Annotated in this window: 9 protein-coding genes and 1 pseudogene; 6 read left to right on the top strand and 4 right to left on the bottom strand. The window is 61.2% G+C overall.

Annotated features, from left to right (window positions below):
* Positions 1-94: 94 nt before the first annotated feature.
* Positions 95-1,942, bottom strand: coding sequence for a M3 family oligoendopeptidase (locus QM780_RS00660; RefSeq protein ID WP_415068556.1), 1,848 nt, complete (start codon positions 1,940-1,942; stop codon positions 95-97).
* A 403-nt stretch (positions 1,943-2,345) separates the two neighbouring features.
* Here QM780_RS00660 and QM780_RS00655 point away from each other — a divergent pair, with 403 nt between their 5' ends.
* The 3 genes from QM780_RS00655 to QM780_RS00645 all read left to right on the top strand — a co-directional run bounded on the left by QM780_RS00655 (position 2,346) and on the right by QM780_RS00645 (position 8,158).
* Positions 2,346-3,854 carry a sigma-54-dependent transcriptional regulator gene (locus QM780_RS00655; protein ID WP_415068555.1) on the top strand — a complete coding sequence of 503 codons (1,509 nt, stop codon included), beginning with the start codon at positions 2,346-2,348 and terminating at the stop codon, positions 3,852-3,854.
* 445 nt (positions 3,855-4,299) lie between these two features.
* Positions 4,300-6,384: a L,D-transpeptidase family protein gene (locus QM780_RS00650; protein ID WP_415068554.1), complete on the top strand. Its 2,085-nt coding sequence runs from the start codon at positions 4,300-4,302 to the stop codon at positions 6,382-6,384.
* 217 nt (positions 6,385-6,601) lie between these two features.
* Positions 6,602-8,158, top strand: coding sequence for a DUF882 domain-containing protein (locus QM780_RS00645; protein ID WP_415068553.1), 1,557 nt, complete (start codon positions 6,602-6,604; stop codon positions 8,156-8,158).
* 9 nt (positions 8,159-8,167) lie between these two features.
* Here the strand turns inward: QM780_RS00645 and QM780_RS00640 are convergent.
* The 3 genes and pseudogenes from QM780_RS00640 to QM780_RS00630 form a co-directional block, all read right to left on the bottom strand.
* A pseudogene (locus QM780_RS00640) lies at positions 8,168-9,097 on the bottom strand (LysR substrate-binding domain-containing protein).
* Between the two features lie 225 nt (positions 9,098-9,322).
* Entirely contained in the window at positions 9,323-9,619 is a 297-nt protein-coding gene (locus QM780_RS00635; protein ID WP_415068552.1) for a DUF2312 domain-containing protein, read from the bottom strand.
* Positions 9,620-9,769: 150 nt separating this feature from the next.
* Positions 9,770-10,078 (bottom strand): DUF1244 domain-containing protein, encoded by a 309-nt coding sequence (locus QM780_RS00630; RefSeq protein WP_415068551.1) that lies wholly within the window; start codon positions 10,076-10,078, stop codon positions 9,770-9,772.
* Positions 10,079-10,258: 180 nt separating this feature from the next.
* Between QM780_RS00630 and QM780_RS00625 the strand changes: the two genes are divergently transcribed.
* From QM780_RS00625 to pyk, 3 genes are all read left to right on the top strand, one after another.
* Positions 10,259-11,554, top strand: a complete 1,296-nt coding sequence (locus tag QM780_RS00625; protein WP_415068550.1) for a glycerate kinase type-2 family protein — start codon at positions 10,259-10,261, stop codon at positions 11,552-11,554.
* A gap of 69 nt (positions 11,555-11,623) precedes the next feature.
* Positions 11,624-12,064: a DUF1036 domain-containing protein gene (locus QM780_RS00620; RefSeq protein ID WP_415068549.1), complete on the top strand. Its 441-nt coding sequence runs from the start codon at positions 11,624-11,626 to the stop codon at positions 12,062-12,064.
* Positions 12,061-13,506 (top strand): pyruvate kinase, encoded by a 1,446-nt coding sequence (gene pyk / locus QM780_RS00615; RefSeq protein WP_415068548.1) that lies wholly within the window; start codon positions 12,061-12,063, stop codon positions 13,504-13,506. The genes QM780_RS00620 and pyk overlap by 4 nt, the downstream gene beginning before the upstream one ends.
* Positions 13,507-13,524: the final 18 nt, after the last annotated feature.

Here is a 13,524-nt window from a genome sequence, read left to right as displayed (position 1 = left end):
CCCGCCGCGGGTCCCGCCACCAATTGACAATGCACGAGCGAAAGATTCGTCACTTGACCTGAAAGCAAATTAACTTGCCCTTTGACCCGGCCGGTCACCCCATCGTCTCAAGCTCGTCGATCATGCCCTCGATGACCTTAAGGCCCTTGTTCCAGAACTGAGGATCGCGCGCATCGAGCCCGAAAGGCGCCAAAAGCTCCGCATGATGCTTTGATCCCCCGGCTTTGAGCAGATCGAAGTATTTCGCGACGAACCCAGGGTGCGCCTCGGCGTAAAGCCCGTAAAGCGAATTTACCAGGCAGTCGCCGAATGCGTAGGCATAGACGTAGAAGGGTGAATGGATGAAGTGGGGGATATAGGTCCAGAACACTTCATATCCGGGCTTGAGATCGATCGCCGGCCCGAGGCTCTCGGATTGAACCTCCATCCAGAAGTCGTTGATCTGGTCGGCAGTCAACTCGCCTTGCCGGCGCGCTTCGTGAACTTTTCGTTCGAAAGTATAGAATGCGATCTGGCGCACGACCGTATTGATCATGTCCTCGACCTTGGCCGCCAGCATCGCTTTTTTCTCGCGCGCGTCCTTGGTCTCGGCGATGAGTGCCCGGAACGTCAGCATTTCGCCAAACACCGATGCCGTCTCCGCGAGCGTCAGCGGCGTCGGCGCTAGCAGCGGCCCCTGATCGCGCGCCAGCCATTGATGCACGCCATGGCCCAGCTCATGCGCAAGCGTCATCACGTCGCGCGGTTTGCCGAGATAATTCATCATCACATACGGATGCACGGACGGAACCGTCGACGCCGAGAACGCACCCGGTGCCTTGCCGGGCTTCACAGGCGCATCGATCCAGTTCTTTTCGAAGAACTGCCGGGCGATTGCCGCCATCTCGGGCGCGAAACCGCTGTAGGCACGCAGCACGATCTTCTCGGCCTCTTCCCACGTGATCGTCCGCTCCGGCTTGTCCGGAAGGGGCGCGTTGCGATCCCACGAAGCCAGCTTCTTCTTGCCGAGCCACTTGGCCTTCATCGCGTAGTAGCGATGCGAAAGCAGCGGATAATTGGCGCGGACGCTCGAAACCAGCGCGTCGACCACCGGGCCCTCGACACGGTTCGCCAGATTGCGGCTGTCGGAAACATCCTTGAAGTTATGCCAGCGGTCCGAAATTTCTTTGTCTTTGGCGAGCGTATTGGTGATGCGGGCAAACAGCGGCAGATTCGCCTTGAAAACTTTGCTCAGCGCCTCCGATCCCGCCTTCCGCTTCTTTTCGTCGGCGTCCGACAGCAGATTGAGGGTCGGCTCGAGCGACAGCGGTTCCTTCTCGCCTTTGACGTCGAACCGCAGCGCCGACATCGTCTCGTCGAACAGCCGGTTCCAGGCTCCGCGGCTCGTCTGTGATTTCTCGGTGAAGAGCGTCTCGATTTTCTCGTCGAGCTGATGCGGCTTTTCTTTTCTGAGATCGTCGAACCACGGCTGATAGCGTTTGAGGCTTTCATGCTTCAACGCCGCCTCCAGAACGCTATCGTCGATCTGATTGAGCTCCAGCTCGAAGAAGATGAGATCTGTATAAAGCTTCGTCAGCGCTTCCGACACATCGGCATTGAATTTCGCGCGCACCGGATCGGTCTGGTTGAGAACGTAGTAGAGCCCCGAATACGACCCTAGCTTGCCGGCCAGATCCGAAAGCTTCTCGTAGTCTTTGATTGGCTCGATCAGCTTGCCGCCGTCCTTGGCAAGCTCGGCCAGACGTCCCTGATACGTCGCCTTGATGCGCGTCGCCTCCGCAGCAGCCTCTTTAAGGTCGCGCTGAATCGCCGGATCGTCGGGCCCGGCATAGAGATCGCTTAGATCCCATTGCGGCATCTTCCCGAGAGTATCCCTATCCGCTGCGAGCGCGGCTGCGGACTGGGGAGCAAAGTTGACATCTGACAAATGCCACGGGCGCATGAGATCCTCAAAGGTCGAAGAGTTGCGGCCGTGACTTAGCACAAGCCGCGGAAAGTTAAAATTTGTCGCTTAAGCGCCATGAATTCATTGCGCGATCACCCACGGCGGTTGAACAAACGATCATTCAGGCGCTGCCGATGGCCACAATATAGTGTGAGACCTTCGATCTAGGGATTCCGCCGCCCGCTACAGCACCCGCGCGGAAAAACTTTCCTGCCGCTCCAGCCTTTTGCGAGTCATCGCTGAAATTTGCGCCAAGACGAAACCTTACGTTTACCGTTGTCGGGCAGTCTTGTGCTCGTTGCGTAAGTTCCAGGTCACCAAGTGTGTGAAGCTGGGGCAATCGGCTTCCGTTGCTCAGAAACGATCTCGCGTCCGAGTTAAGAGTAAAAGTTGCGTGAAAATGTCAAAGCGTATTCTCATCGTCGATGACGATCCCGCCCAGCGCCGTATTCTTGAAGAAACGATCAAGCGCTTTGGGTTCGAAACGAAAGCTTGCGGTTCGGGTGAGCAAGCCATCCAGATTCTCGAAGGCCAGGAACGGCCGCAGATCGGCCTGGTCCTGCTGGACCTCATCATGCCGGGCATGGACGGCATGAACGTGTTGGATCGCATCGGCCGCGCCCCGGGCATGCCGCCGATCATCGTGCAAACCGCCAATGGCTCGATCGAAGCTGCGATCAACGCCATGCGTCGCGGCGCCGTCGATTTCGTGGTGAAGCCCGCTTCGCCCGAACGCCTCGAAGTCTCTATCAAGAGCGCGCTGAAGATCGAAGCGCTGAGCGATGAGATCACGCGCCTGAAGAAAACCGCTGATGGCACGCTGACGTTCAATGATCTCGTTTTGCGCGGCGAGGCCATGACGCGCGTGATTACGCTCGGCAAGCGCGCCGCCGCATCGAATATCCCGGTGCTGATCGAAGGTGAAAGCGGCGTCGGCAAGGAATTGATCGCGCGCGCCATTCAGGGCGAGAGCGATCGCGTCGGCCGACCGTTCATCACCGTCAACTGCGGCGCGATCCCCGAGAACCTGATCGAAAGCATCCTCTTCGGCCACGAGAAGGGCTCGTTCACCGGCGCGATCGACAAGCGCATCGGCAAATTCCAGGAGGCCGACGGCGGCACTCTGTTCCTCGATGAAATCGGTGAGCTGCCGCTCGACGCTCAGGTCAAGCTGCTGCGCGCTTTGCAGGAAGGTGAGATCGATCCAATCGGCTCGAAGCGTCCGGTGAAGGTCAACTTCCGCCTCATCTCGGCGACCAACCGCGACATGATCCAGCAGGTCAAGGACGGAAAGTTCCGCGAGGATCTCTATTACCGCCTGAACGTCTTCCCGATCTTCATCCCGCCGTTGCGTGAGCGCGTCGAAGACATCCCCGAACTCGCACGCCACTTCGTCGCTCGTTTCGCTGCCGAGGAAGGCAAGCGCGTCGTAACGATTTCCGACCGGGCCATGCGTCTGCTTCAGGCATATTCCTGGCCGGGCAACGTCCGCCAGCTTGAGAACGCCGTCTTCCGCGCCGTCGTCCTAGCCGATGGCACCGAGCTGACGGTCGCCGAATTCCCTCAGATCGCGGCCCACGTCGAAGGCTTCGAAGCCGAAATTCCGGCCGCACCGTCCGTCGTGCAAAAGCCGCAGGCCTACACCGGACCGGCTCTTCTCGGCGCCGAAAATACCGTCCCTCACACCGTCGAGATCAAGAGTTCGACCACCGGCAGCTCGCTCGGCATCCAGGCCGTCGCCGAGGATGGCGAAATTCGCTCGCTCGAAGCCATCGAAGCCGACATGATCCGCTTGGCCCTCGGCCGTTATCGCGGACACATGACGGAAGTGGCCAAGCGTTTGAACATCGGCCGCTCGACGCTCTACCGTAAGATGCAGGAATACGGCCTCGAGCCGCGCACCAACTGATCTTCGGCACTTCCCCGCAACTGCACGCCAAAGGCGAGATCTCAATCCGGCGCACGCGCTCCGGATTGCAGCGACGTGCGACCTGACCGCACACGTCGAACGAATGACATTCGGGCCGGTGGCCGCAAATCACCGCCTGAATGCGAGAGCGAGCCCCTTCGCCCTCGACCGCAAAAGCCCCGGCTGCATCCGGGGCTTTTGCATTTTCGCGATAGCTGTCGCGAATTCTTTCAAGGTGCAATCAAATTGAAACTTTCCATTTTCTATGGTGTTGGGAGTAAGCGAAACGGGTCGGTGCGTTAGCCGCGCCGTATTTTCCCGTTTCTGCGCGTGGATGAGCACGAAGCAGCAACAGTTTCGCCACAGCGCTGTGTCATGCAGCACGTTCCCGCTGTGGTTCGTCAGGCAATCGCTGGCGCCTATCTGTGGCCGGGGGAGTTGAAAGGTGGTTTTCGGTATGCGCGTCGCGAAAGTTCTGGCTGTCGGCCTGTTGCTGACCGCCGGACCGGGGTCAGCAGCATTTGCGCTCGATCCGGTCAACGATCCAACGAAAGGGTCTGACAGCACATCCGATCCCGCGATCCCCGCACCGGCTGGATCCGCGGAAACGGCGATGGAGCATCAGCCGACGACGGACATCTCGCCGGAAAAGCCCTCGAATCCGCAGGAAGCAGCTCCGGCCGCCGCCACGCTGCCCACTCCCGAGACCGCAACTGGTACTGGTTCGGCCGATCCCAAAGCGGCTCCTGCGACGCCCGAACAGGCCGCGCCAGCTACGGCCAGTTCAGAGCCGGCGAAAATCGTCGCCGACGACCACCTCGTCTACCTGCCGATCGCCGACTACATTCAAGCCAACGGCAAGAAACTGCTCGCAGATACCGACGCCAACGATCGTGCCGCCCTGGCTGATTTTTACAAGTCGCGCATGGGCGCCACGCTTTGGGTCGACAAGCGCGGTTTCACCGCGGAGGCGAAAAACCTGATCTCGGCACTGCAAAGCGCCGACGACTGGGGCCTGCGCTCGGCCGATTTCAAAATTCCCGACCTCAAGGCAAATCCGGACGGGTCCTATAGCCTCGATGATCTGACGGCGGTCGAAACCCGCCTGTCGCTCGAAGCCATGGAATATGCCCGCGATGCACACGGTGGCCGCATCCCCGATCCCTCGTCCCAGCTCGGCACCTTCCTCGATCGCAAGCCCGAGCTGATCGAGCCCCGCACTGTTATCAACAATCTGGCTGCAGCTCCGGATAAAGCCGCATATCTCACGTCGCTTCATCCCCAGGCCGAACAGTTCCGCCGCCTGCGCGAAAAGCTCCTTGCACTTCGTGCTTCGACCAAGAAAGCGGACGAGCTGAAAATTCCGGACGGCCCGAACCTGAAACCGGGTCAGAGCAGCCCGCAGATCGCCATTTTACGCAAACGCCTGAAAGTGACGGCAGCTCCGACCAAGGACGACGGCTCGCCCGCCGACGAAACCTATTACGACAAGACGCTCGCCGAAGCCGTGAAGGCCTACAAGGAGAGCAAAGGCATCAATCCCACGCTTTGGGTCACTGCCGCACTGCGCCGCTCGCTCAATGCCAGCAACGACATCAGCGAAGCCAAGCTCATCGCCAACATGGAAGAGTGGCGGTGGATGCCGGCCGACCTCGGCGACTACTACGTCATGGTCAACATTCCGGAATTCAAATTCCGCGTGGTGTCGAACGGCCAGGTTATTCACGAAGAGCGCATCGTTTCCGGCCGCCCAGATGCCCAGTCTCCGATCTTTTCCGAGACGATGAAAACGGTTGTTATCCAACCACGGTGGAACGTTCCGGATTCAATCAAGATCAAGGAACTGCTGCCTGGCCTCAGGGGCGGCGGCGACCCGCTTCGCCGGCAGGGCCTCGTGGCGGAATACAACGGCCGCAAGATCGATCCGTACAATGTTGATTGGTCACGCACCGACATTCGCAACTTCAATATTTATCAACCGCCGGGCGGCGGCAACGCCTTGGGCGTCGTCAAGTTCCTGTTCCCGAACAAGCACGCCGTCTATCTGCACGACACGCCGAGCAAGAGCCTGTTCAACGAGCCCGTCCGCGCCTTCAGCCATGGCTGCATGCGCGTGCGCAATCCCGTGGCGCTGGCCGACCTGATCCTCAACAAGGACAAAGGCTGGGACAAGGAGAAGGTCGAAGACCTCGTCAAGAACGGCCCGGAAGAAAACGAGATCGCTCTCGATCATCCGATCCCGGTGCACGTCACCTACTTCACCGCCTGGGTCGACGACGACGGTCAGGTCCAGACCTACGCCGACGTCTATGGCCACGAAAAGCGCATTCAGCTGGCGCTTGCCGGCAAATGGAACCAGATCTCCAAGGCGGACGAAAAGAAGGTTTCGCCTGAAGACATTCCCAACGACGGCTGGGGCAACGACAACTTCTCCTCGCTCTTTGGCGACGACGATTACGACAGCCGCGGCCGCAAGAAAAAGAATGGCGGCCTCGGCAATTTCTTCAAGCAGGTCTTCGGCGGCTTCTAACGCGTCCGCCCGATTGAACGACGAAGCCGGCTCGGGTGAACCCAGCCGGCTTTTTCATATCCGCGAGCCTACCGGCCTTTTTATCGCCCTTTCCGACGCTTTAGATGCCGATACGGGATAGTTACCGCCTGTTAACGGTTCGGGATTAACCGTTAAGGGCCGAGCATTTTTGGCCCCAGTCGGGCTCGGGGGTTTTGTTAGTAGGGACGGGGGAATTTTGGCCGCTCGCCGCTCAGGGCTGGTATTCGGCGCATTCGCGCTGATTTTGTCCGTGTGCCTCAACGCCGACAAGATGACGGCGGCTGGCCAGCCCGACGAACGCGTCATTTCATTCTATCACATTCACACCGAAGAGCGGCTGACGGTCGTCTACAAGCGGAATGGCAAATACATTCCGGAGGCGATGCAGAAGATCAACTACATCATGCGCGACTGGCGTAAGAACCAGATCAAGGAGATCGCGCCCGCCACCATCGACCTCGCCTGGGAAATGCACGAGGAACTGGGCTCGAAAGAGCCGATCAACATCATCTGCGGCTATCGCTCCGCCGCCACCAACGAGATGTTGCGCGAGACCGTCGGCGGCCAGGCCAAGTTCAGCCAACACATCACCGGCAAGGCGATCGACATCACCTTTCCCGATATACCGTTGAAGAAAATGCGCTACTCCGCGCTGATCCGCGAACGCGGCGGCGTCGGCTATTATCCGACGTCCGGCGTGCCCTTCATCCACATCGATACCGCGAACGTCCGCATGTGGCCGCGCATGCCGCGCCAGGAACTCGCGCTGCTCTTCCCGGACGGTCATTCGAAATTCGTTCCCGCCGACGGCCGCCCGATCACGCCTTCCGACGTGAGGGTCGCGCGCAGCCGCTTTGGCGAACTCGCAACACAGGTCGCCGAATTCTTCCACGATCGCCGCGAGCCCGGCACGTCCCGGACGATGGTCGCCTCGCTCGGCATCAGCCCGCCGAAAAAGAGCTTGGATGTGGTGGCGTCGCTCAATTTGGGCTCTCGCGCCAAAACGGCCGATGGATCAACGCGCCGGACGATCAATCTGACGACCGAGCCCGACCCGTCGCTGACGCCGCCGGTACGACCGTTCGCTCCGCCAACCCAGGTCGCATCGCTTGAATCCGATGACAGCCAACCGCGCCTGCTGTCCGCCCCGAAACCGGTCGAACGCTCGTCGCTCTTCACGCTTCCCTCGAAAGCCGATCGCGGCAAGCTCGATGCCCTGGTCGCCTCCGCCGCTTCGATGCCGATGCCCGAGCTTATCCAGGCGCCGCAACCGGCCGTTCGCCCGCAGAAGGCGTTGGCGGCCGCCGCCCTGGCTGATGAAAATCGCAAGCCCGCCGCCGCACCGATCGCCCAGGTTGCAAGCCTCGATCCGTCAGCCGGTACCGCAGGCGACACGTCCGCGCCCGCGGGCGGCGAATGGGCCCAGGCGCCCGCATACGACGATGATCATCCCGACGAGATGGATTACCGGCCGTTTCCGCTGGCGCCGTTCCTGACCGACAAGCCGACCGCCCGTGACCAGCCGCTCGCCCCCATGCAGGCTCCCGACGTCGCCGCCACGCTTAATGTTCTCGACGATGCGGGCGTCATAGAGCCGATGAAGCTTCGGCCCGGACGGCAATTGGCGGAAGCCATGTGGTGCGACCAGTTCAAGGGCAAGGCCGTTCACGCCGAAGCGCTGCAAGAACTCGAACAGAACCGCATTGCGGCGACTGGCATAACAAGCCGTCAGGTCCAGACCAGCGCCCGTTGACGGCGCTCGTCACGCCTGCAGCGCCGCCACTCCGCGCTTGAGCGAAATTTGCCCCGCTTCGTTGACGATCTCCGACAGAGCCAGAAAATCTTCGCGCCTCGGGCTCGACCTCCGCCATGCGAGGCCGATCGAGCGCGACGGCTCCGGATCGACGAACCGGATCATCTTGATATCGCGGCCGCGGCTCTCGACCCCAAGGCAAATTTCCGGCAGCAGCGTAATCCCGAACCCCGCCGAAACCATCTCGACGATCGTCGATAGGCTCGAAGCGCCAAACGTATTGACGTCATCGACCTGCTGCAAGCTGCAGTAGGTCAAGGCCTGATCGCGCAGGCAATGGCCTTCCTCCAGCAGCAACAGCCGATCGTGTTCGACCATTTCCTTCGTCGCCCGCACGCGTCCCGAAAGCTTGCGCGCCTTCGGAAGCGCCAGCAGAAATCTGTCTTCGAAGATCGGATACGTCTCGATATCGGGATTCTTGATCGGCAACGCCAAGAGCAGAACGTCGAGTTTCCCCTCGATCAGCTCTTCGGTCAAAATATGCGTCTGCGTCTCGCGCACATGCAGTTCGAGATCGGGATGCTTTTCCTTCAGAAGCGGCAGAAGCGGCGGCAGCAGATACGGCGCAACCGAAGGAATGACGCCGAACCGCAGTGTGCCCGACAGAATGCCGCCCGCGTGCTGGGCATAATCGATCAGATTGCGCACGTCGTTGAGCAGCCGCTGCGCCCGATGCGCGATCTCTTCGCCTTTCGGCGTCAATTTGATGCCGTTACGCGTCCGCTCGACCAGTGCGATCCCGAGCGAGGCTTCCAAATCCTAAATCTGCATCGACAGCGCCGGCTGAGTCACGGCGCAGGCGTCCGCCGCACGCCCGAAATGCTGTTCGCGGGCGAGGGCATCGAAGTATCGAAGTTGCTTGAGTGTGACGTGGGCCATCAGAAGGACTAATGCATGTCGCAAGAAATCGCGATTTGTCCTTATCATGCTCCCAGGCTAGCGTGAACTTATAGACGCGCGGGTCCGATCACTTTTCCGCGCGTGGGAAGAGGGCAGCCGAAAGGTTGCCGTCGCCAGCGCCGCCCGCCTTCAGCGCCGAATGGGGGCCGGGCGGCGCTGTTTCCCGCCTGGCGTCCCGAGGGACGCCGCCCAAACAATCCCCGGTTACTCCGCGGCCAGGATGGCGTCGGCGAATGCCTCCGTGTTCGGAGGCCCGTCAAGCATTCCGAGCGCGTGCATATAGACTTCGAGGATGCTTTCTTCCTCTTGCCGTTCCTGATTGCTCTTCTTGCGCAGCCGCACGATCTGCCGAAGCGCCTTGACGTCGAACCCGACGGCCTTGGCCTCCGTGTATTTGTCGCGAATATCGGCCGCGAGCTGCTTCTTTTCCTCTTCGAGGCGCTCGATCTGCTCGACGAACTGGCGCAGCTGATTTTGCGCCGAGGCTTGAAGCGTGCTCATGGTAACTCCTGCTGTGAGTGCCGCCTGACGCTAGCGGCGGCACCAAGGCACAGCAAGGCGGCGAGCCCGGCAATCCAAAGGGATAAATTCAGTCTTCCATCTTGACGTTGTATATGTCGCGCAGCGATTCGCCCGGAATGACAGAACCGGTCAGTGATCGCGCGGGCGATTCTGCTCGAACGCCGCCTGCTTATCGGGCGAGGCATCCGTCTGATACTTGGCTTTCCAGTCTTTGAAGGGCATGCCGTAAACGATTTCGCGCGCTTCATCCTTGGAAAGCTCGAGGCCCTGGGCCCCCGCCGCGTCCGACATCCACGTCGCCAGACAATTCCGGCAGAAACCTGCCAGATTCATCATATCGATGTTCTGAACGTCCGTGCGCGCCCGCAAATGCTCGACCAGACGGCGAAACACCGCCGCTTCGAGCTCGACCGTCGTTTGCGGATCGAAAGTCTTCATGGTCAACTCCTTGACCGGCAGGATCCTTGGGTCAGGCCATACGACATAAGCACCCCTAGGGCCACCTGAAACCCCCAACTATGCTGCGGCCTCTGATGCCTTGACGGCCGGGGGGCGTTTGCGCAAACCAGACCCCCAATAACTGAGAAACAACCAGGCATCGGCCCCAGGGGAAACGCTATGAAAGACGGCACGAACGGCGGCGTCCGCGCGACTTTGAGCACGCTGTTCGAAACCGCTTATCGTACGGCCCACCCGTCCGTGTGCCTTCCGCCGCACCTGCCGCGGGTGCCGGAGGGCGGCCGCATCATCGTCATCGGCGCCGGCAAGGGTTCGGCTGCAATGGCGGTCGCCGCCGAGGAGCATTACATCGCGACCGGCGAAGCCGACAAAATTTCCGGCCTGATCTCCACCCGTCACGGCTTCGGCCTGCCGACCAAAATCATCGAAATTTTGCAGGCTGGCCACCCTGTTCCCGACGCGAATTCGATCGTCGGCGCCGAGCGCGCCATTGCGCTCGCCAAAAGTGCCGGACCGAACGATCTCGTATTGTGTCTGTTGTCAGGTGGCGCGTCGGCGATCTGGGCGGCTCCTGTTCCCGGCGTCAGCTTCGAAGCAAAGCAGGCCCTGACCAAGCAATTGCTGAAGTCGGGCGCGCCGATTTCAGAGATGAACTGCGTCCGCAAACATCTGTCCGAAGTCAAAGGCGGCAAGCTCGCCGCCGCCGTTTATCCGGCTCGCCTGCTGACGCTCGCGATTTCCGATGTCCCCGGCGACAATCCCGACGAGATCGGCTCGGGCCCGACCGTAGCGGACCGCTCGACGCTGGCCGATGCCCGCGCCGTGCTCGCCAAATGGAAGATCACGCCGTCGCCCGAGATCGCGAAGGCTCTTGAAGATCCGAAGAACGAAACGCTGAAGGCCGGCGACCCGAAGCTCGCGAACTCCAGCTACCAGATCGTCGCCGCACCCCGCGCCTCGATCGAAGCCGCCGCCGTTATCGCCCGCGACCTTGGCTATCGCGTTATTTCGCTCGGCGACGACCTCGAAGGCGAAGCCCACAAGGTCGCGCGCAAACATGCCGAAATGGCCCTCGAAGCCAAGCGTAAGGGCGAGAAGGTCGCGATCATGTCGGGTGGCGAACTGACGGTTACCGTTCGCGGGAACGGCTCGGGCGGCCCCAACCAGGAATACGCCTTGGGCCTCGCCATCGCGCTCAACGGCACACCCGGGATTTCCGGCCTTGCCGGTGATACCGACGGCATCGACGGCGGCGGCGGCCATGCCAGCGATCCCGCCGGCGCGATGGTTTTCCCCGATACCCTCGCCCGGGCTGCGGCACAAAATCTCAATGCCGCCAAGTTCCTGGAAAACAACGACTCGACGGGTTTCTTTCGTCCCATCGGCGATCTTATTCTGTGTGGCCCGACCCAAACCAACGTCAACGATTTCCGGGTCATCCTCGTCGACCCGTAAAACGCGAACGCGGTTGGCGGAACGCCGGGCCCGACCAGAACCCTCCACAACGGGAATGGAGCCTCCGACTTGCCAACCTGCCTGCGTGCCCTCGCCCAACGCGCCGTCTTCTCGTTGAGCCTGTGTCTTTGCGCCTCGGCCGCTCATGCCGATCTGAAGCTCTGCAACGCCACGTCGAGCCGAGTAGGCGTCGCGATCGGCTATCAGGATACATCCGGTTGGGCGACCGAGGGCTGGTGGAACATCGCGTCGCAAACCTGTGAGACGCTTTTGAAGGGCGCGCTGCCGAGCCGCTTCGTCTACGTTCACGCCGTCGACTACGACCGCGGCGGTGAATGGGGCGGCAAGAACGACATGTGCACGACAGAAAAATCCTTCGCGATCCGGGGGGTTCAGGATTGCCTGAAACGCGGATATAAGCGCACCGGGTTTTTCGAAGTTGATACCGGCGAGGCGAAGGAGTGGACCATCCGCCTCACCGACCCGGGCCAAGGAAAAGCAGACAAATGAGACGTAATCGGCGGGTCAAGATCGTAGCGACGCTCGGACCCGCGTCTGCCGCCCCGGAAATGGTCGAGCGGTTGTTCATGGCCGGTGTGGACGTGTTTCGTATCAACATGAGCCATTCCACGCATGAAGGCTCGAAAGCGCTTTACAATACCGTTCGCGCCTGCGCCGCGCGTCATCGCCACCCGATCGGCATTCTCGCCGACTTGCAGGGTCCGAAGTTCCGCATCGGCAATTTCGATGGCGGCCGCGTCGATGTGCCGACCGGGGCGATCTTCAAGTTTGATCGCCGCGAAACAACGGGCACTGCAGATAGGGTTCACCTGCCCCACCCGCAGATTTTCGATGCCATCCAGCCCGGACACAATCTTGTGCTGGATGACGGCAAGTTGCGCATGCGTGTCATCGAGACTTCGCCAGGCGAGATCAAGGCCGAGGTGACGACTGGCGGCACCCTCGCAAGCCGCAAGGGCATCTCGATGCCCGACACCCTGCTGCCGATCAGCCCGTTGACCGATAAGGACAAGGCCGATCTGGCGCATGCCTTGAAACTCGGCGTCGATTGGGTGGCGCTGTCGTTCGTCCAGCGCGCCGAGGACGTCCACGAAGTCCGCCGCCTGATCGGCAACCGCGCCGCTATTCTCTCGAAGATCGAAAAGCCGTCCGCCGTCGCCGCCCTCGAAGAGGTGATCGCGGCGTCCGACGCCATCATGGTGGCGCGCGGCGACCTCGGCGTTGAAATGCCGGTTGAAAAGGTGCCCGGCCTTCAGAAGCGGATTACGCGTCTGTCCCGCGCTGCCGGCAAGCCCGTCATCATCGCCACCCAGATGCTGGAGAGCATGATTTCGTCGCCGATGCCGACGCGCGCCGAAGTTTCCGACGTCGCGACAGCCGTGTTCGATGGCGCTGACGCGATCATGCTGTCCGCCGAAAGCGCTGTCGGCCAATACCCCGTCGAAGCCATCCAGATGATGGACAAGATCGCCATTCAGGTCGAGCACGACCCAGTCTACGAGCCGATGCTCTACGCCACCCAGACCGAACCGTTGCCGACCGGCGCCGACGCCATCGCCGCGGCGGCATCCGCCATCGCCGACACCGTGAAGCTCGGCGCCATTGTCTGCTACACTGCGACAGGCTCCACTGTGCTGCGCGTCACCCGCGAGCGCCCCGGCATTCCGGTCATGGGCCTGACCCCGGTTGAAGCGACCGCTCGACGCCTCGCGCTCGTCTGGGGCGTGCACACAATCCTGACAGGCGACCCCGAGAATCTCTCGCACATGGTGCGCAAGGCCTGCCGCATCGCGTTCGAAGAAGGCTTGGTGAAGGCCCGCGAAGGCATCCTCATCACCGCTGGTATTCCGCTTGGCAGCCCGGGCGCGACCAACATGATCCGCATCGCCTTCGTCGACGAAACCGGCTCTCCGATCGCGGAAGAAGTTTAAGCCGAACGCATCGCGGCC

Source organism: Hyphomicrobium sp., from assembly GCF_047600905.1.
Taxonomy (GTDB): Bacteria; Pseudomonadota; Alphaproteobacteria; order Rhizobiales; family Hyphomicrobiaceae; genus Hyphomicrobium_B.
Note: the sequence above shows the minus strand (reverse complement) of the source record. Positions and strands in the feature narration are given on the sequence as shown.